A 20,021-nucleotide genomic window follows, 5' to 3' on the forward strand; every position below is an offset into this window, starting at 1 on the left:
CAAAAAAACCAGGATTAACAATCAAGGCAAATAAAACTAAAAAAATAGTCCATGAATTTAAAGGAGAACTGATACGCTGATTAACAGTCACTGACCATTTGATTACAAATAAAAAAGCGACATTTCTCGGCAGGTTGGCAGCAACAATTGAGCAAGGCCCCATGACGAGAGACATCATCGACTGGCAGGGACTTCCTTAATAGATGCCAACATGGCTGGCCACATGAACGATCACAACAATCCCCTGGAGCTCGGCTATGTCGGATTCACACGTAGGGTCAGATCTGAAAAAAGTGCTTGGTACCTGCAGACAAAGCTTTATCTACGTTGGAACGTTCAGCTTTTTTATCAACTTGCTAATGCTGGTCCCCCCGCTCTACATGCTGCAGGTCTACGACCGGGTCATCACATCCCGCAGCCAGGAAACGCTGCTGATGCTGACCCTGGTGGTGGTCTTCCTGTTTATAGTGATGGGCGGGTTGGAGTTGATGCGTTCTCGGATACTCGTGCGGATCGGCAACAAACTCGATGTAATGATTAGCCAGCGTCTCTATACCGCGATGTTTAAACGGACGCTGATGATGCCCGGCAAGCCCTCAGCTCAGCCGCTGAATGACCTTACGACGCTGAGACAGTTTCTATCCGGTAACGGCCTCTTCGCGTTCTTCGATGCACCTTGGGTGCCCATTTATATCGCCGTGCTAGCCATGTTTCACCCGTGGTTCGGGCTCTTCGCCCTGGGAGCAGGGATCATCCTGGCGACATTGGCCATCATCAATGAAGTCATCACCAAGTCGCTATTGAACGATGCCAACAGCCAGCACGTACTCTCTCAGGATTTAGCCAACAGCAACCTCAGGAATGCCGAGGTGCTCCACGCCATGGGTATGCTGCCCGGCATCATGGGCCGCTGGAGCGCACGGCATCACGAATACCTGGTCCTACAATCCAAAGCCAGTGACCGAGCCGGCTTGATCACCAATACCTCCAAGGTCCTAAGGCTGATGTTTCAGTCATTGATCCTGGGCCTGGGGGCATACCTGGTGCTGGCAGGGGACCTGACGCCCGGCATGATGATTGCCGGCTCCATTCTGATGGGCCGTGCATTGGCGCCCATTGATCAGATGATCAATGGCTGGAAGGGATTTTCTGGGGCTCGCACTGCCAAGGGACGCCTTGAAGAGTTGCTTAATACCATTCCGGCCGAAGAGCCGCGCATGCCGCTTCCCAAACCCAAGGGACGCCTGATACTGGAGGGCGTTACCGCCGCGCCGCCCGGACAGAAGCTACCTACGCTACGCGACATTAATCTGGCGCTGGCCAAAGGAGAACATCTCGCCATCGTGGGGCCCAGTGCGTCAGGTAAGTCGACGCTGGCACGCGTTATCCTCGGTATCTGGCCAAGCCAGTTTGGTTGTGTGCGGCTCGATGGTGCCGATATTACCCAGTGGAATCGCCCGGCCTTGGGACCCCATATTGGCTACCTGCCCCAAGATATTGAGCTGTTCGATGGCACCATCTCAGAAAACATTGCCCGCTTCGACGAAGTAGACCCGCAGGCGGTTGTGCTCGCCGCCCAGAGAGCGGGGGTGCACGAAATGATCCTCGAGCAGCCAGAAGGCTATGACACCTGGCTTTCCCACGGGGGCAATGCACTCTCCGCGGGCCAGCGCCAACGCATTGGCTTGGCACGAGCGTTATATGGCCAGCCTGTGCTGATCGTGCTGGACGAGCCCGACGCCAATCTTGATGAAGCAGGCGAACAATCGCTTTCTAACTGCTTGATCCGGCTACGCCAGGAAGGTACCACCGCCATCATCATCACCCACCGGTCGCGTCTATTACATAATGTGGACAAGGTCTTGGTGCTCAAGGAAGGCCAGATTTCCTCGCTCAAGCCTCCCACCAGAATGGCGCCCGTTACACGCATGACGGCTGACGGTAGCCGCCCCGTACCACAGCGCGTGGCCTCCTTAAGACCCAGCGCACGAGGCCGCAATGGCGGCGAGGACACCCAGTCATGAACAATGAGCTACCTCTCGAAGATAAGCGCTATCGCCGCATTGGTATCGCCATATTGATCGTGGCCATTGGAGGCTTCGGCAGTTGGTCGGTGTTCGCCAACCTGGCCGTATCGGTGGTCGCGCCGGGCTCTGTCTCGGTAGAAAGCTTTACCAAAACCGTGCAGCACCTGGAAGGCGGCATCGTCGAGCGCATACTCGTTGAGGACGGCGACCAGGTAGAAGCCGGCGATGTACTGATGGTGCTCGATGATACTCAGGCGCGCTCCCAACTCGAGGTCACCCGCTCTGACTACCTGATTAGCCGCGCTACCGAGCTGCGGCTTTTGGCGGAGCTCAGTGGCGCGGAAGTACTCAGCTTTCCCGAAGAGCTCACCTCCTCCGAACAGCCACGCGTGAAAGAGGTACTGGATGTGCAACGCCGATTATTTGAGTCACGCCAGGAGTCTCTCACCGGCACCTTAGCCTCCCTGGACGAGCAGATCGTGCAGATGAACGAACAGATTGAGGGCTTGATCAACACTCAGAGCATCAACCAACGGCGCATCAACTCGCTCGAAGGTGACGCCGCCAATCATCGCAAACTGTTTCAAAAAGGTATGATCAGTAGCCAGCGAATGCGCGAATTGGAGCGCGAGAGCCTGGAGTACCAAAGCGTCAACGCCCAGCACGCCTCTGAGGTCGCTCGCCTGCATTCTCAAATCAGCGAAAACGCCTTGCAAAAGCAGGTCCGCATGCAGGAATTTCAGCAGCAAGTAGGCGAAACACTGCGCCAGACCCAAGCCGAAGTAGCCGATGCCGAAGAACGCCTAACGGCCCTTGTGGATAAGGTCAACCGTACCCAGGTGCTGGCACCCGTCTCGGGAACAATAGTCGGGCTCAAGGTTCACACTCTTGGAGGCGTCATACGCTCCGGCGACCCGCTGCTTGATATTGTGCCAACCAATGTCGGCTTTATTGTCGAAGCCAAAGTCCCGGACCATGATATCGATCACCTCTACCTAGGTCAGCCTGCCGAGATACGTTTCAGCGCTTTCAACCAGCGTCTGTCAAACGTCATCGACGGCGAGGTTGTCCACGTGAGTGCCAATAGTTTCGAGGACGAGGCAACAAGAGCGCGTTATTACAAGGTGCGACTTCGCGTCACCACTGAAGGCGAAGAAAATATGACCGACACCATGAAACTACTAGCCGGCATGCCTGCCGAAGTAATGCTGCGTACGGGCGAAAGAAGCTTTTCCAGCTACCTGGCTAAACCCATTACCGACATGCTGGCCCGCGCCATTCGAGAAGATTGACGCATCAAATAGCCGCGGCATGGCGAAAACGCCCTGCCGCCTGGTTGAGCTTGTTATTGTCGAAGTAAACTTCTACAGCCTTTTTCCAGATATTCTACAATCAAATTGCCATCCACATGGGAATCGACTAGGTTAAGGTTAAAGTAGATGTGTTGAAAAGTCCCTACTGCTGACATGGTCGATCATCTCTGAACAACACTGACTGCGTCTCGCTTCATATTGTGCATCCTAATGTTGTCGCAGTCTGTCTCGGTTAACCCGCAAAGGAGAACGTCGAATGTCGATAACATCAGAAAAGCAATTACCTGAATCAGTAACCGCCTGGCGCGATCCGGAAATGGATTCGGTGAAAGGTACCGAAACCCCCAAAGACCCCAACAAGGGCTACATTGCCCTGCTTGGTTGGAGTGTCAACGCGATCAAGGCGGCACAAAAGTTTGACCGCCGTTATGTCGTGGTTGCCCCGGAATGGGCCGAGGATTTCTGTACAGCCAATAATATACCCTTCATTCCTTGGGATTTTATCCGGCTAAATGATCGGTCCATGGAGATCGCCGAGAAGCTGAAGGAAGAAGGTGTCGACGTTGCCATTCCACTGTTCGAAGAAACCGTCGAGTGGTCCGGTGCCATCAACTCTGTCCTCCTCGACAGCCCACGCATGTACGGGCAGTCAATCCTGTTCCGTGACAAGGCCCTGATGAAACGCCGTGCGCAGCTTGGCGGTATTCGTGTGGGTATTTTCGAAGAAGCTCACGAGAAAGAAGACATCGTTCGTTTCATGAAGCGCGTCAACCAGACGCTGCTCAAGCTCGATGGTGACCCGGACGACCCGATTCACGTAAAAGCATTCGATAAAGCCGGTTGTCTCGGCCACCGCATGATCCGCACGGTGGAAGAAATCGAGCACATTCCAGACGAAGAATACCCCCTGCTGATGGAAAGCCATCTGAGCGGCTGGGAGTTTGCGGTTGAAGCCTGGATACACGACGGCAAGATCCAGTTCCTCAACATCTCGGAATACGTGACGTTGGGTTATTCGGTCTTCGTGCCCGCCACGGAAGAACTCGAAAGCTGGCGCAACGCGATCACCAAGCAGATCGAATTGCTGATTAAAACGTTCGACATTCAATTTGGCCTGATTCACCCCGAGTACTTCGTCACCGCAGATGGCGAGATGTACTTTGGCGAGGTTGCCTACCGCCCACCCGGTTTCAAGGCATTTGAGCTAATCGAAAAAGCCTACGGATTTAGCGCCTACCAGGCATCAATGCTGGTGTTCGACCCCAAAAGCACCAAGGAAGAAGTGGCTGCTTTCTTCCCCAAAGAAGTGGTCGACGCGAAGGGCTACGCAGGCTGCTTCGGCGTGTATCCACGTCGCCGCGTGGTCAGCAAGCTGGAGATGCCCAAAGAAACGATTGAGCATCCCTATTTCGATTCCCACGAACTGGTCGAGCCGACGGAAGAGACCGTGCCTGACCGGTCGGCCTTCGGGACGCACTGGGGCCTGCTCTTCTTCTTTGGTGACGACCCCATCAAGATGCGCGATCTGCTGAAAGCGCAGGAAGATCTGGACTTCTACGTCTAACGTTTTGTAACGCAAAACGTATCACGACGGGCGCGTCTATCAGCTTCTGGAATACTCTAATTCCTGAATGCTGGTAGGCGCGCCCTAGTTTTTTGCCTGTAATCCCATAGCATGTATCAAAAATATCCATGAAGTGGCGAGCTCGCCACAGGGATATACGACACTTAACCCTTTCCGAAACAACTGGCGAGGTCATCAATATGGTTAAGGGGTTTTTGATACTGCTGATTTGCCAATTAATGGGCGAGTGGCTAATGGTATGGTTCGGCTGGCCAATTCCAGGCCCGGTAGCGGGAATGATACTTCTGCTGATTGGGCTAATGCTCTTTGGCCGCGTGCCCGATAGTCTACGTTTACCCGCCGAAGGGTTGGTACGGCATTTATCGCTGCTGTTTATCCCAGCGGGCGTCGGCTTGATGCTATTTGCAGAGACACTCGCCCAGCAGTGGCTCACGATTCTGGCATCGCTGCTACTGAGCACCCTCATTACCTTGTCGCTAACCGGTTGGATGCTGCAGGCGTGGGAAATACGTCAATACAAGCATAAGGAATGAGTGATGGAGCTCACCACTTTTTGGGTTTACTTCAACGCTCGGCCTCTTTTTTGGATTGTGATTACGCTGGGGGCTTATCTGTTAGCCAGCGCGCTTAATCGTAAGGCAGGTGGCACTGCGCTGTTACACCCGGTTTTAGTCGCCATGTTGATGATCATCTTGCTGCTAACCCTCAGCGGCACCAACTACGACACCTACTTTGAAGGGGCGCAGTTTATTCACTTCCTGCTGGGGCCCGCCACCGTCGCTCTGGCTGTACCCCTTTATGATCACCGTGCACGCATTCGCCAAATGCTGCTGCCACTGCTGGTAGTTTGCCTAAGCGGCAGCCTGACGGCCGTCGTAACCACCGTGTTGATTGGTCAGCTTTTTGGTGCCAGCGATGCGCTGTTGCTATCAATGGCCCCTAAATCGGTCACTTCCCCCATCGCCATTGGCATCTCGGAACAGATAGGCGGGTTCCCATCACTATCCGCCGGTTTATCGTTGACCACCGGCATAATGGGCTGCCTGCTAGCCCCACTGGTATTTCGCGTACTCAGGGTGCGTTCACATACGTCAAGTGGCTTCGCACTGGGCCTGACCGCACACGGGTTCGGAACAGCCTATGCCATGCAACGCAACACCCTTGCGGGCGCCTTTGCTGGCCTGGCGATGGGGATGACCGGGGTATTTAGCTCCGTGTTGATTCCACTGGTCAGCCAACTGCTCGGCTTGAACTGAATACGACTCACGGAACAAAGATTATAGTTTATGAAAAAAGTCGCCATATTTGTTGATATTCAAAACATCTATTACACGGTCCGATCAGCCTATGGCAGAAACTTTGATTACAATAAGTTTTGGGCTCAAGCAACGAAAGGAAGAGACGTTGTGAAAGCCGTTTGTTATGCAATCGATAAAGGTGATAAAAAGCAACGCGAGTTTCAAACGATACTAAGAGCCATTGGCTTTGAGGTGAAGCTAAAACCCTTTATTCAACGCTCGGACGGTTCCGCCAAAGGTGATTGGGATGTTGGCATTGCCCTCGATGCCGTGGAATACGCGGAACAGGCGGATATTATCGTGCTAGTAACAGGCGATGGAGACTTTGACCTACTCGTCAACAAAATCCGCACTAAATATGGTAAGAAAGTTGAAGTTTATGGCGTCCCTCAGTTTACAGCAGCCTCTCTGATGAACGAGGCAAGTGATTTTATACCTATCGATAAAGCATTGCTGCTAAATTAGCTTTAATAAAAACGGCATAACAATGCATTAATCATCGCCGCGCTGATAGCGATTGAACTCGCGTTGCCACCGCGCCATGAACGCATCGCGGCGTAGCGAATCCACAAAGGCAAGCACCGTCGCGTTAAGTGTAATGGGATAGAGACGGTCACCGACTTGATCGCGTAAGCGTTGCGCGGTGTAAGGCCCGACAACATCAGGACGCACGCTGAAAAGCGGCGTTTGCGCCGCCAATACACGCTGACCATCCCGGCTGAGCAAAAAGTTCATAAAGGCTTGGGCAGCGCGCGGGTTAGGTGCATCACGGTGGATGAACCCCGTTCGCATCATTACCAGAGCATAGTCCTGAGGCACCTGCACAATCACCTCGGGATTTTCCTGTGCCCACACCATGGCGTAGGAACCCAAGAGGTTATAACCCAACCAGTAGCGCCCATCCGTAAGCCCTTTCAGCATCGAGCGGGTATTGGCTTCGAGCTGCGCGTCGGCATCCCCCAGTACCGTCACCAGATCCCAAAACCTGTCTGTATACCGGGCATCCTGCTGGAAAAGGGTATAACCGATCCCGCTTTCTGATGGAGAGTAGGTGGTTACCTTGCCTTTTAATGTCTCACGCTGTTCGCTTAGCAGTGTGTGAAGGTCCGCATGGGTTTGCGGTGGCAGGATGTGGCGCGCTAGATCAAGCCGGTAAGCCATGACGATCGGCTCGAAGGTGAAGCCGAACAGTTCATTTCGCCATTTGGCCCAGTCAGGCCAGTCACTGGCCTGTTCGGAATCCAGCTTTTGGGCATAGCCTTGATTCACCCGGTTCATCTGCCAGGGCATCGCGGAGCTGATCACAACGTCGGGTGGTGGGTCCGCTGTCTCTATCAAGTCATTGACTTCCAATGTCGAACGGTCACGGTAGGTAAGCTCGACAGCGGGATGGGCCTGCTCGAAAGCCTCCAACAGAGGTGCGACAACCTGCCGATCCAAGGCGGCTTCTACCACCAGCGGCATCGCTTGCAAACGCTGAGAAGATGAAAAAAAGACAACCAGCAGGGCTGTCATCAACCATAGGCGGTGCATCAGGTTTCCTCTCTTATAGCCGGAAAGTGCAGCTCAATCCGAAGCCCATGTGGCTGTCTTTCTTTGACCTGCAGTTCGGCCGCATGGCGTTGTGCAATGGAATCAACGATGGCCAGGCCAAGGCCCGACCCTTGCGTATCCTGACGTCCGCCGCGTTCGAAAGGTTGAAACATACGCTGGCGAACCTCGGGCTCCACCCCAGGACCGTTATCCTCGATATAAAGCATGACGTGATGGTCGATGGTCTTGAGTCCCAGGGTAATGACGCTACCGGAGGGGGTATAGCGCAGTGCGTTATCGATCAGGTTGCCCAGTAGCTCACGAAGTGCCCACGCTTGCCCCTGTATCATGACAGGTCCGTCAGGCAGCTCGTCCAGCCCCAGGTCATGGTAGATCGCCACCTCGCGCTGGGCCCATTCCAGCACAGTGTCATGCAGCATTGTTTTCAGGTCGAGCGGCATGAGCTCGTCAGCCTCTTCGATATGGCGAAGGCGAGCGAGACTCAACAGTTGGCTGGCAAGACGACTGGTGCGCCTCGCACCGTCGTGCACGTCGGAAAGGGCTCGATACCACTCACCAGGGTCGCGGCTATGCAGGGCCAGCTCGCTGGTGCTCTGCAGCCCCGCTAGCGGTGTCTTGAGCTGATGGCTGGCGTCCGCCGTGAAACGTAGCAGGTTGTCGCGGCTCTCGCGCTGACGAGTAAACAGGGTATCAAGCGCTTCAACCGTTTCACGTAATTCTTCTGGAACGCTGCCATTGAGTGGCCGTGTGTCATCGGCCGTGCGCTGCCGCAATTGATGGCGCAGCTTGCGCATCGGTTTCAATGCCACTCGCATCGCCAATAGCATTAGGATGCCTGCCAACAGAACCATGGCGATAAAACGAATGACCGCGCGATCGAACAGCTCTTTGGCCAGTGCCTGGCGGCCACCGACCGTATGCCCCACCCAGATCTGCACCGGATCTTGAATGTCCCATCCCGCCGAGTCGTATTCTCTACCATGCAAGCGCCAGCGAGTCCCCGCCTGAGTCAGATCAAGCCAGGTTGGCTCGATGGCCGCCTTGTCACGCCCTGCCTTGGGAATGGGGATATCGAGATTGGCCGAGATTCGTCGCCCGTCAGGGTCGAGCACGGCGTAGAAGACCCGCTCCTGATGAGAGGTCGCCAGAATCTGCAGGGCGGCGGGCGGAATCCTGACGACGGGGTCGCTGCCTTCCCATTGCACCGACTCGGCGGTCGTCAGTGCAGCGGCTTCAAGCTGACTGTCGTAAGCGCGCTCCGCCGCGCGCTGGGTTGAATAATAAGCTTCCATCAGCAGTAGCGTACCGAGCCCCGAGACCATGACGAGTAGCCAGATAGCCAGTCGTGCTTTTAGCGTGCCTTGAACGTGAATCACCTGGGCGTTTCCTCAAGGCGATAGCCCAGGCCACGAAAGGTTCGGATACGCAAACCGCTCCCCTGAAGACGCTTACGTAACCGGCTCACGTAAACCTCAAGCGCATTAGAACCTACCTCACGGAAGCCAAACACTCGCCCTTCCAGCATCTCGCGGGGGGCGATATTGCCTGCATGTAGCAGGAGTCCTTCAAGCAAGCGTAGCTCACAGCGAGGTAATTCAAGCGTTCCCCCATCAAGGGTGGCAACGCCAGCAACGGGATCAAGGCACAAAGCCCCCAACGTCAGGCGGTTATCGCTGCGCTGCTGGCTGCGCCGTAGCAAGGCACGCACCCGGGCTTCAAGTTCGGCAACCGAGAACGGCTTGGCAAGGTAGTCATCCGCGCCCAGGTCGAGACCATGGACCCGGTCGTCGATGCCGTCCCGAGCGGTGAGGATCAGCACCGGTGTTCTGTCGCCTCGCTCGCGTAATTCCCTCAGCAATTCAAGACCGTCGCCATCGGGCAGCCCCAGATCGAGCAAGACAAGATCGAAAGTGTCATTGCGCAGCGCCGTCCGCGCCTCGCTGGCGAGCGTGAAGACATCCACGGTATTGCTCAGACGGGCAAGCGCATTGTCCAGCGAGCGGGCGATCATCGGATCGTCTTCCACGATGATTAGGCGCATGTGACTAAAGTCTCAGAGCAGTATTGGGAGAATGACAGGTTGGTGAAAGGTTGCCTGCCTAACATGGCGACTGTCATCTGGTATGACCGGGCTCGGACATTCCCCGCGCCCGACTACAACAAGAGAACAGGAGTTCGTCATGAAGATCAACCCAATCCTTCGCCGCGCCTCTGGCCTTGCCGTCATCGGCAGTGCACTGTTTATGGGCCAGGCCTACGCTCAGACGATCCCGGAATCCACCGAGTGCATCGCGCCAGCCAAACCCGGTGGTGGCTACGATTTGACGTGCCGTCTCGCTGCCAACGGCCTGCAGGATACCGGCCTGATTGAAAAGCCGATGATGGTCAGCTACATGCCCGGCGGCATTGGCGCGGTGGCGTATAACCATGTCAACGGTGTGCGCACCGACGATCCTAGCCTGATCGTTGCTGCCAGCACCGGTGCCGCCGTCAACCTGGCGCTTGGCAAGTTTGGCCAGTACGACGCTGATGAAGTCCGCTGGCTGGGCGCGCTCGGCGTCGACTATGGCGCTATCGTCGTCAGTGCCGATGCGCCTTGGGAAAACCTCGAAGAGCTGATGGCCGACCTGAAAGAAAACCCCAATGAGATTGCCTTCGGCGCTGGCGGAACGGTTGGCAGCCAGGACTGGATGAAAGCGGCGTTGATCGCCAAGTCCGGGGATATGTCGCCGAAGGATCTACGTTACGTGGCTTTCGAAGGCGGCGGTGAGGCTCTGGCGGCATTGCTCGGCGACCACATCCAGGTGTTCACCGGCGACCTCTCGGAACTCAAGTCTCAGCTTGAGAGCGGCAAGATCCGCGTGCTGGCGGCACTTTCCGAAGAGCGGATGGGCGGCCCCTACGCCGAGATCCCCACCGCGGCCGAGCAAGGCTACGACGTGGAATGGCCGATCTGGCGTGGCTACTACATGGGTCCGGACGTCAGCGATGAAGCCTACCAGGCCTGGATCGAGCGCATGCAGGAACTGGCAGACGACCCTGTCTTTGCCGAGCTGCGTGAGGCGCGCGGTCTGTTCCCGATGTCACGCTTCGGTGACGACTTTGACAGCTACGTCAAAGAACAGGTTGCCGAATTCAAAGGACTGGCCGAAGAAGTGGGTCTAACGCAATGAGAATCGCCGCCGACCGAGTATTGGGTGTTGCCCTGATCGGTCTGGCGGCGTTTATCGCCGTCCAGGCCGTTCAGCTGGAAATGCCCTTCAGCTATGAGCCCGTCGGCCCCAAGGCATTCCCTTTGGGGCTGTCGATTCTGCTGACCCTACTATCGCTGGTCATGATCTTCAGGCCGGGCGAAAACGGCAGCTGGCCGCACAAGGCACTGGCGCTGCGGTTGTTACTGGTGCTGGTATTGCTGTTGGTCTATGCCGTCTTGTTCAGGCAGCTGGGGTTCATCGTCTCATCGCTGCTGGTGGTCACCGCCCTGGCACGACTGTTCGATGCGACCTGGGGCAAGGCACTGATCACCGGTATTGCCATGTCGATTGTCGGCTATTTTCTGTTCACCGCCGCCCTCGGCATCAGTCTGCCTTCTGGCTACTTGTTCGCCAGCTTTATCTAAAGGATCGCTGAGATGTTCGATTTCCTGATCGACGGCTTCGGGGTTGCGCTAACTCCTCTCAACCTGGGCCTTGCCTTCCTTGGCGCCCTGTTGGGCACCCTGTTTGGGGCCTTGCCGGGTATTGGCCCGATCAACGGCATCGCCATTCTGATGCCGTTGGCCTACACACTCGGCTTGCCGGCGGAGTCATCGCTGATCCTGCTGGCCGCCGTCTACACCGGCGCTGAATACGGCGGGCGCATGTCGAGCATCCTGCTCAACGTGCCCGGTGATGCCGGCGCGGTAATGACCACCCTGGATGGCTACCCACTGGCACAGAAAGGGCTCGCCGGCCCCGCCCTAGGCCTATCGGCCGTCAGTTCATTCATTGGTGCTACCATTGCCATTATTGGCCTGACACTGTTTGCTCCGCTGCTGGCAGAAGTCGCGGTGATGTTCGGCCCGGCCGAATTCTTTGCGCTCATGATCTTCGCGTTCTCTTCCATGTCGGTGATGATGGGCAAGGATCCGATCAAGACCGCCATTGGCGCGGTACTGGGCGTACTGATTGCCACCGTGGGTATCGACTCCGGCAGCGGCGTGCTGCGCTATACCTTCGGTTTGCCCGAGCTCTACGACGGCATCGACTTTGTGGTGATGATCATTGGGCTGTTTGCCATCAGCGAAATTCTACTGATGCTTGAGCATGCCCACCGCTCGGAAGACGACGGCAAGCTCCCGCCGCTGGGTCGCGTATTTGTCACCCTCAAGGAAGTTCTCGCATGTAAAGGCGCTATCGGCCGCTCGGGGTTGCTCGGCTTTATCATCGGCGTTCTTCCCGGCACCGGTGCGTCGGTGGCTGGCGCCGTCTCCTACACCACCGAGAAGCGCCTTTCCGACAAGGACAACACCTTTGGCAAGGGCGACATGCGCGGACTGGCAGCGCCAGAGTCGGCCAATAACGCGGCTGCGGTCGGCTCCTTCGTGCCCATGCTGACGCTTGGCATTCCCGGCTCCGGCACCACGGCCGTATTGCTGGGCGCGCTGATGCTTTACAACATCACCCCAGGGCCGATGATGTTCACCGAGCGCCCGGAAGTTGCCGGTGGCCTGATCGCCTCGCTTTACATCGGTAACGTTGTACTGCTGTTGCTAAACCTGCCGCTGGCGGGCGTATTTGCCCGCGTACTGACCATCCCGCGCTGGGTATTGGTGCCCGCCATTGCTATCCTGGCGTTCGTCGGTGTCTACCAGTTGCATTCCGACCTGTTTGCCATCTACCTGATGCTGATCATCGGCGTGTTTGGTTACCTGCTGCGCAAGCTGGGATTCTCCCTGGCCCCCGTGATTCTTGGCTACGTGCTGGGTGGTTTGATGGAGCAGAATCTTCGCCGTGCGCTCTCCATTAGCGGGGGCGATACCGGCATCCTATGGCAGTCGGGTATCTCACTGGGGCTGTGGATAGCCGCTGCTTTGCTGCTGGTCCTACCCTGGCTGGTGCCGAAACTGCTCGCGGCCAGACGCTGATCGACGAAAGCCAACAGCCGATGGCTCGACAAGCAGTACGACCGCCCCGGCAGATGATCCAAGCTGCCGGGGTTTTTAAGTCAAAAGGAGGTTGAAAACAATGCTGGCCGCAAGGATTAGCTCGCTAGGTCGTTTCCTGCCAACGTTGGCGCTCGGGCTTGTCGGCGGTGGGCTGGCTTATTGGCTACAGCTGCCACTCCCCTGGTTACTGGGGGCCATGATCGCCACCACGGTGGCCTCTCTGGCGGGCGTACCGATGAGGTCACCGGGCAAGGGGCGCAAAGGCGTACTGGTCGTCATTGGGGTCATGCTCGGTTCAGCATTCACACCAGAGATGACCGGCGAAGCCAGCCTGTGGGGTATCAGTCTTGCCGTCATGCTGATCGCCACGGCGGTGATGATGACCTTCTCGGTATGGTTCTCCTGCCGGGTGGCGGGCCACTCCTGGGAGACCGCGCTTTACTCCGGCGTGCCCGGCGGCGTATCCACGGTGACGGGGATGGCGCTCTCCTCGGGGGCCGACCTGCGGATTATCGGCATTACCCACGCCGTGCGAATTCTGGTGCTGCTGGTAGCCATTCCACCTGCGCTGCAGTTTATCGGCCATGTGGATATTGGCAGTGCCACGCCCGCATTGTCGCAATGGCTATGGATGCCAACACCGATAGATATTGGCTGGCTGTTGGCGGCCGGTATCAGCGGTATATGGCTGGGCAAGGTCCTTCGACTGCCAAGCCCACTGCTATTTGGCCCGGCGCTGGTCTCAGGAGTACTGCACTTCTCTGGCCTCACCCACGCCGCGGTGCCCCCGGTAATCATTGCGTTCGCACAGGTGATCATCGGTATCTCCGTGGGTGTGCGCTTTGCTGGTGCCAAGCTTGGCGCGGTGGGCATTGCGCTGCTGATGGCCGTCATTCAGGCACTGGTCCTATTGGTGCTCGCTATTATCGCCGCCTGGGCAGGCCATCTACTTACCGGGTATTCCGCCGCGGCGGCCCTGCTTGCCTATATGCCAGGCGGTGCCCCGGAGTTAAGCCTGGTTGCGCTGAGCTTAGGGATCGACCCCGCCTTCGTTACCACTCACCACCTACTACGCATTACGTTACTGATGTTGCTGCTGCCTCTGCTGCTCAAGCGGATGGCGTCCAACGCCTAGTGGTTACCCGCATAAGCTCACTAGGAGCATTTTCTAAACTAAGATTGATAACGACCGCAATTTCGTCAATTAGATCAAAAACTACCGCAAGTTTAATCCCGGATTATCGGTTTCATAAAGCCCCTCATCGCTCGCTCTGGTCAAAAACCAGATCGGCCAGCCGCCGACACATGGGTCGGCCATTGGCTGAGCTTGATCTGATAGAGAGTTGAGATAGGTAACGTTGTTCATGACTGATTTCTAGATGCCTGGATACAGAAACAGGTAATTAATAGCAGTCAAACGAATTGCTCTCACAATCAGGCAAGAGGACCTGCCTTGTCACGCAAATCATTGTTATAAATACATTTATCTATAATTTTTGTTTCTTTTTAAGCGATCATACTAGTTTTTTTCGTCAGCCCGGATATTGCATAATTTAACTTTAGGCAATTATTTAAGAGTAATGTGCAAATCATCGCCGAGGCGCTTTGGGTTTATCGGTTCGCTACCTTGTAGCTCAATAGCACGCTGGAAAGTTTTATGGATCGCCGGATAACTATTTTTATAAGGTTTTTTTATTTTTCATCTGCAACATATTGGCTATTATCGATATCAGTTTCTTAAAACCTATTGATTTCATATAGAAACAAACTACATTATTTTATCAGGTATTTAATTTTACCGAAACCACTTAACTTATCTGCAGTATCTTTATAAACTGGAGACAAACATGGAAATCAATAATATCGAGCCCAGCAGTTGGTCTGAGAGCTTTTCTCAAGGTATTTATAAAAACGAAAAAGAGGCAAAGAAGGCAAAACGGATTGCAGGATGGATGTCACTTTCAGCAATGATATTTCTGCTATTTTTTTTCTTCCTTTTTATAGCAAAAGAGTTTTATTTTATTAATGAAAATGATGTATATCATTGGCTACTGGACTGGGAGGTTCAGAACTTACTTTCACCCGCAGCCATTATCGTTTCAGTGCTATTTGCAAGCTATATAGCTCTAATTCAACTTCTTCACAAAGAGAGACGTGATCGTATTGAGCATTCTCTTTTATTATCTGAGTCATCCCCAGACTTTATTGTAGCATCGAATTCTATAAAACCCATCTTGAATCACCTTAAAGATACCGCCAAACACTACATGAATGACTCTGACTTTAACAGGTTATCCGAGAAAGGCGAGTGGGGTAAAATATTATATAGGATGACATTATTATCGAATCGTGCACCAAGTCACTTGGCTAAGCTGGCGGGTACTATTATGGATGATCATGCAGAAGATACTTATAATGCGTACAGAGCATTAAATTTTTTTGAAAAGGCAGCTATTGCCATATCTGAAGGTCATGCAGAAGACGTAGTTGTATGGAAAAAATTTAACGTTGTAGCTCTTAGAGTTTGGCTTATGGCTTACCCTTTAGTACTCGCTGCCTGGTGCAGGCACGCTCGTAGCGAGCATCTCTTCGGTTCTAACACGCTTGGCTACCCATATGAAAACTATGAGGCATGGCTAATATATCATTGTGAAAGAGAGGACCGGTTAAAGGGACTTTTAAAAGAGCTAAACAAAATTAGAAATAAAGTTTTGGATAATGAGATTTCTTGCAATAAAAAATAAATGCTACATCAAGCTATCTATTAAAAATCAGCACCACCTTTACCTAAGCTTATAATTAAATTTATATCATATTGACAACTAGGCAATTTTCATATTTAGAATCTTGGCTACGGTATAGTTTACAAATCCGCTTTTTCACAACAGTTGTCCCGAATGGCCGTACTTGATATTATTTTGAGCTGAATAACTATCACCCAGTCTAAGCCATCATTAGCTATAACTAAAACTTAGTCTATTCATCTATTCCCAATGAATTACCTAACTCTTCCCAAAAATATCTGACTTAAACTTCTTTTTTCGGGTGATCTTGGAACAGTCATACTCCTATCATTTTTTCGTGCAGGGCATATCAACGCAGATTTAGTACGAAGCACCGCAAACTTACCACAGACGGAATTCTCTAATAAAATTTGGCCAACTCAGATTTTATAGATACAAAAACACCAAAAAACAAAAAACAAAAAACCCGAAAACCTATCGTTCCACTTCAAATCCAAGAAATCTATACTGTTAAGCTTAGTAAAATTTCACTCCTTCAGAGAATTGAAAATTATCAAAACACTCTACGACCACTCACAAAACTACTAAAAACCCACAACAAAACACTTACGAAAATCGACATGGCTAAAGAAAAGAAAAATGCTAAACTGCCGGGAACAACCTTGACGCTTAAGCCAAGCACAGTACTAAAAGCTACCAAGCTGAGCATTCCAAGCTGCGTATTGGCTAACGTAACACGTGCTACTTCAACCCCGTATCGCTGATGAAGGGTCAGAGCAATCGTCAACATTCCGATGGGGAAACTCAGCACAATACCAGAAATAGCAGGATCGAAATTAACCAACAGAATTGTCGCCAAGCAGACGACTGCTCCCGCTAATACACCGCGAATTAGCAAGTCTCCCCAACGTACGGGGGCTGAAACGGCTTTGGAAGAAAGCCCGATTGAATTAATGTAAAACCGCGAAAAAAGTAACGTTACTCCAAAAAGCGCTAATGCGAAGAAAACGCCCCCTGGTAGTTGATCCGCTATTGATGCGGCAAGTATCCAAATAAGTGCAGAGCAAGCAACACTGACAACAGCCCCCAATCGTTTAGCAAGCAGCACGTAGCTAAGGCAGAATATCAGCGTCGCCAACATAGCATGCAACGAGCCCAGTGCTGCATCAGCTACGAACGGGTCGGACTGCTCACGAATCATAAAAAAGTAGCCAGGGCCCAGGACTATTGGCGTACCTGCCAAAACACCTCCGATCTTAGGGCCCAGGCGAACGGCTGCTAGCGATACGCAGACCACTACCAGCGTGGTGGAAAACCACTTTACAAAAATAAGGCTTAGCATGGATATATTCTCAGCCCGCTACATGACGTCGCCGCTGTTAGGCCCAAGCGTCTGTCCAAGGTAGAGGTCGCCATCGGGGGAAGCAGCGAGCATAAGCGCCGTGGGAGCAACTTCTTCCGCTTTGCCAAACCGACCTAGAGGAAGTTCAGCTTCTTTATTGGCTACCCACTCTTTACTAAGCCCTTCTAACATCGGCGTTAAGATAGGCCCTGGTGCAATGGCGTTGGTAAGAATCCCATAGGGCGCTAACTCTCTCGCCATCGATTTAGTAAGCCCCAATAGTCCAGCCTTCGCTGAGCAGTAGTGAGATAAGCCCACGCCTCCTTTGAGTGCTAGCTGGGAGGAAATATTGATGATCCGACCGCTTTTTTGCTTAACCATTTCAGCGGCAACATAGCGCCCCACGAGGAAAGGACCGCGCAGATTAATACTGACCATTCGATCGAACGTCTCAGAAGACATTTCCAAGAAAGGCATTTCATTCAGGATACCCGCGCAATTGACCAGCACATCAATAGCTTGGTGATGATTTATCACCTCATCAACCATTACCTGAACAGAAGCTTCATCAGCGACATCGACACTATGATGCGTTGCACTACCTCCGAGTAATACGGCTATCTCTTCACATGCACCACGATTGAGATCAGCCAAGGCAACGGTGGCACCTTCATCATGAAAACACTCCGCAATAGCCCGGCCGATACCGCTAGCGCCGCCCACGACAAGAGCAACTTGTCCCTGAAGTTTTTTAGACATAAGGATTACTCAGCTTATTAAATAAAAGAAGCGAGGATGTCTCCTCGCTTCATATACAAATAACTAGCTCGGCCAACGTACAGTCAAGCCGCCATCAACCACCAGTTGCTGGCCAGTTACGTAGGCGGCATCGTCACTACTCAGAAAGCGAGCAGTTCGAGCGGCCTCATCGGCATACCCCACGCGCCCTAAAGGAATAGATTTACCAGCCGCCGCTAGACCATCAGGCCCAAGCGAATTAACGGGATCCAACGACTGAGGCGTCTCGATCAACCCTGGAATCAGAGTGTTAACACGAATACCACGGGGGGCAAGCTCAACCGCCAGAGACTTTACTAATCCTACTAAGCCACTTTTGGCTGCCGCATAATGTGCGTGGTTGTCCCATCCATACACGCCACCGGCGATAGACGAAATAGCCACCATAGCGCCGCCTTCCTGCATCAACTTGGAAGCACTACGGAACACCCTCATTACGCCCGTCAAGTCTACTGATAGCATGTCATCCCATGCTTGATCGGTAAGCGCCTCTAAGGGTGCCTGGCGTAAAATGCCTGCTCCGGCCACAACGATGTGTAAGGCGCCAAATGTGTCGATGGCCGTCTGCGCAAAGTTATCGCATTGGTTAGCATCTCTGACGTCTAATGCAACCGCTACACACTCTCCGCCAATGGCTTTTACGGCCGAAACCGTTTCCTCGACATCGTGGGGATCGTTCGGGTAGTAGCCTGCCACTACCTTAACGCCAGCCTTGGCATAGCTGACTGCAAGGGCTTGACCAATGCCGCTAGCGGCACCCGAGATGATAGCCACCTTGCCTGCCAAACCATCGTCGCGCTCAAATGTGCTCATGCAACAGCCTCCTCTGTAGGATCATTTTCGAGGTGGTCCACATGGCGGGTACCGAACATCAACAAGCCACTAAGCACCAGTGGCAAAGAGCCGGCCAAAATCGCGGCCCAAGTCATTGGCACACCAACTGTCAAGAGTATTGACACAAGGCCCGAACCGATAATCGCACCTAACGGGGCCATTACGTGAGCCACATTCGTTCCAGTACCACGAAGATGAGGAGGGAAGGACTCCCCCATATAGAAGAGGATTGCCGCAAAAGGACCAAGCAAGAAAAACAAAGTGATGGCGTACAACACGTAGATAAAGCTGTCATCAGCCGGGCCAAGCAACATAACTATGCTAGCCAAACCACCCAGCAGGAACCCCATCAGCACGGTGTTGCGGCGCCCAATACGATCTCCGACCAAGCCATGGCTCAGGTAGCCGACAAAGCCAACGGCGTTGGCCAGGATCAACACGTAAAGAGAGTTTTCAAAACTAACCCCCTTCGCTTCCACTAACACGGTAGTCCCCAGAACAGCAAAGACCTGGATAGCCATCCAACTGAACAGCCAAACCAATGATAAAGAGATAGTATGGCATCGTAATTCAGGCGCAAACACGCCCTTCAGCCCCATGTTACTGCCTGTATCGACTTCAATATCTTGTTCCGCAGCCAGCTTAGCGGCGCCTTCAGCATCCCCAGTCTTGCGCCGACGCTCGACTTCCTTGATCGCAGCGAATATTGGCGACTCAGGTAATTTGATCGCCATCACGATGACAATGATGGAAGCACAGGCAGCCACAAAGAAACTGCCACGCCAGCCCACAACAGGTAACAGCAACGACGTCATACCCGCTGCCAGCAGCGCACCTACCGGCCAGCCGCTCTGAACCAGGCTATACATAAAGCCGCGGCCCTTTGCCTTCTTGTAGATCTCATTAAGGTAGACGGCATTCACCACCTCCTCAGAAACCGCAAAACCAGAAAAGGCCCGGATAATCACCATTGAAGCTGCGCCGATTGCCACTCCCGAAAGACCGGAGCTAACGGCACCGCCAATCACCAACATGATCAACGTCTTCTTGCGTCCATAGCGGTCAATCAGAAAACCGACGACCAATGAAACGAGAAATACCCCTATCGTGGCGTAAGTATTAATCGCGGTCGCCTTGGCAGCACTCCAGCCAAAGTCTTCGGCAATCACAGGGAGCAGGGTTCCAAAAAGGGTGTAGTCGTAGACCGACGCCACCCAGGCAATAAAACAAACCAGCGAGGCATAGCCGATCTGTTTTTTGGTGATGACTGCATTCCAAGGTTCATCAGCGTGCTGAGTTGCCTCAGAAGTTGTAACTGAATTTGGCTCGGCCATCGACTTCACCCTCTTTTCAATTATCGTTTTGTATTATTAACAATCC

General features: G+C 53.5%; 18 protein-coding genes. 11 read left to right on the top strand and 7 right to left on the bottom strand.

What is annotated here, in order from left to right; all coding sequences use genetic code 11:
* The first annotated feature begins 257 nt into the window (after window positions 1-257).
* The 6 genes from HXW73_RS16240 (at window position 258) to HXW73_RS16265 (ending at window position 6,688) form a co-directional block, all read left to right on the top strand.
* Entirely contained in the window at window positions 258-2,024 is a 1,767-nt protein-coding gene (locus tag HXW73_RS16240) for a type I secretion system permease/ATPase (RefSeq protein ID WP_186254067.1), read from the top strand.
* A complete protein-coding gene (locus tag HXW73_RS16245) occupies window positions 2,021-3,319 on the top strand; it encodes an HlyD family type I secretion periplasmic adaptor subunit (RefSeq protein ID WP_186254068.1) in 1,299 nt (432 codons plus the stop codon). Before HXW73_RS16240 ends, HXW73_RS16245 begins: the two co-directional genes overlap by 4 nt.
* 277 nt (window positions 3,320-3,596) lie before the next feature.
* Window positions 3,597-4,904, top strand: a complete 1,308-nt coding sequence (locus tag HXW73_RS16250; RefSeq protein ID WP_186254069.1) for an ATP-grasp domain-containing protein — start codon at window positions 3,597-3,599, stop codon at window positions 4,902-4,904.
* A gap of 200 nt (window positions 4,905-5,104) precedes the next feature.
* The gene (locus HXW73_RS16255; RefSeq protein WP_186254070.1) at window positions 5,105-5,458 is read left to right on the top strand and encodes a CidA/LrgA family protein; all 354 of its coding nucleotides are present in this window, start codon (window positions 5,105-5,107) and stop codon (window positions 5,456-5,458) included.
* 3 nt (window positions 5,459-5,461) lie between these two features.
* Window positions 5,462-6,181 carry an LrgB family protein gene (locus tag HXW73_RS16260; protein ID WP_186254071.1) on the top strand — a complete coding sequence of 240 codons (720 nt, stop codon included), beginning with the start codon at window positions 5,462-5,464 and terminating at the stop codon, window positions 6,179-6,181.
* Between the two features lie 30 nt (window positions 6,182-6,211).
* Window positions 6,212-6,688: a LabA-like NYN domain-containing protein gene (locus HXW73_RS16265; RefSeq protein WP_186254072.1), complete on the top strand. Its 477-nt coding sequence runs from the start codon at window positions 6,212-6,214 to the stop codon at window positions 6,686-6,688.
* A 27-nt stretch (window positions 6,689-6,715) separates the two neighbouring features.
* On the opposite strand, the gene HXW73_RS16270 is transcribed toward HXW73_RS16265, so the two are convergent.
* The 3 genes from HXW73_RS16270 to HXW73_RS16280 are packed head-to-tail and all read right to left on the bottom strand — an operon-like array spanning window position 6,716 to window position 9,818.
* Window positions 6,716-7,756, bottom strand: coding sequence for an ABC transporter substrate-binding protein (locus tag HXW73_RS16270; RefSeq protein ID WP_186254073.1), 1,041 nt, complete (start codon window positions 7,754-7,756; stop codon window positions 6,716-6,718).
* On the bottom strand, window positions 7,756-9,153 hold the full coding sequence (locus tag HXW73_RS16275; protein ID WP_186254074.1) for a sensor histidine kinase: 1,398 nt from the start codon (window positions 9,151-9,153) through the stop codon (window positions 7,756-7,758). Before HXW73_RS16275 ends, HXW73_RS16270 begins: the two co-directional genes overlap by 1 nt.
* Window positions 9,150-9,818: a response regulator gene (locus HXW73_RS16280; protein ID WP_186254075.1), complete on the bottom strand. Its 669-nt coding sequence runs from the start codon at window positions 9,816-9,818 to the stop codon at window positions 9,150-9,152. Before HXW73_RS16280 ends, HXW73_RS16275 begins: the two co-directional genes overlap by 4 nt.
* 139 nt (window positions 9,819-9,957) lie before the next feature.
* Between HXW73_RS16280 and HXW73_RS16285 the strand changes: the two genes are divergently transcribed.
* The 5 genes from HXW73_RS16285 (at window position 9,958) to HXW73_RS16305 (ending at window position 15,667) form a co-directional block, all read left to right on the top strand.
* Window positions 9,958-10,950: a Bug family tripartite tricarboxylate transporter substrate binding protein gene (locus HXW73_RS16285; protein ID WP_186254076.1), complete on the top strand. Its 993-nt coding sequence runs from the start codon at window positions 9,958-9,960 to the stop codon at window positions 10,948-10,950.
* Window positions 10,947-11,396, top strand: coding sequence for a tripartite tricarboxylate transporter TctB family protein (locus HXW73_RS16290; protein ID WP_186254077.1), 450 nt, complete (start codon window positions 10,947-10,949; stop codon window positions 11,394-11,396). The genes HXW73_RS16285 and HXW73_RS16290 overlap by 4 nt, the downstream gene beginning before the upstream one ends.
* Window positions 11,397-11,408: 12 nt before the next feature.
* Complete coding sequence (locus tag HXW73_RS16295; RefSeq protein WP_186254078.1) at window positions 11,409-12,902, top strand: tripartite tricarboxylate transporter permease; 1,494 nt, start codon at window positions 11,409-11,411, stop codon at window positions 12,900-12,902.
* 100 nt (window positions 12,903-13,002) lie between these two features.
* On the top strand, window positions 13,003-14,058 hold the full coding sequence (locus HXW73_RS16300; RefSeq protein WP_186254079.1) for an AbrB family transcriptional regulator: 1,056 nt from the start codon (window positions 13,003-13,005) through the stop codon (window positions 14,056-14,058).
* Between the two features lie 712 nt (window positions 14,059-14,770).
* The gene (locus tag HXW73_RS16305; protein WP_186254080.1) at window positions 14,771-15,667 is read left to right on the top strand and encodes a hypothetical protein; all 897 of its coding nucleotides are present in this window, start codon (window positions 14,771-14,773) and stop codon (window positions 15,665-15,667) included.
* Window positions 15,668-16,220: 553 nt separating this feature from the next.
* Here the strand turns inward: HXW73_RS16305 and HXW73_RS16310 are convergent.
* The 4 genes from HXW73_RS16310 to HXW73_RS16325 all read right to left on the bottom strand — a co-directional run bounded on the left by HXW73_RS16310 (window position 16,221) and on the right by HXW73_RS16325 (window position 19,975).
* A complete protein-coding gene (locus tag HXW73_RS16310; RefSeq protein WP_186254081.1) occupies window positions 16,221-17,009 on the bottom strand; it encodes a hypothetical protein in 789 nt (262 codons plus the stop codon).
* 18 nt (window positions 17,010-17,027) lie between these two features.
* A complete protein-coding gene (locus HXW73_RS16315) occupies window positions 17,028-17,768 on the bottom strand; it encodes an SDR family NAD(P)-dependent oxidoreductase (RefSeq protein WP_186254082.1) in 741 nt (246 codons plus the stop codon).
* Between the two features lie 63 nt (window positions 17,769-17,831).
* The gene (locus tag HXW73_RS16320) at window positions 17,832-18,620 is read right to left on the bottom strand and encodes an SDR family NAD(P)-dependent oxidoreductase (protein ID WP_186254083.1); all 789 of its coding nucleotides are present in this window, start codon (window positions 18,618-18,620) and stop codon (window positions 17,832-17,834) included.
* On the bottom strand, window positions 18,617-19,975 hold the full coding sequence (locus tag HXW73_RS16325; protein WP_186254084.1) for an MFS transporter: 1,359 nt from the start codon (window positions 19,973-19,975) through the stop codon (window positions 18,617-18,619). Before HXW73_RS16325 ends, HXW73_RS16320 begins: the two co-directional genes overlap by 4 nt.
* Between the last annotated feature and the right edge of the window lie 46 nt (window positions 19,976-20,021).

It is taken from the genome of Halomonas sp. SH5A2 (assembly GCF_014263395.1).
Lineage (GTDB): Bacteria > Pseudomonadota > Gammaproteobacteria > Pseudomonadales > Halomonadaceae > Vreelandella.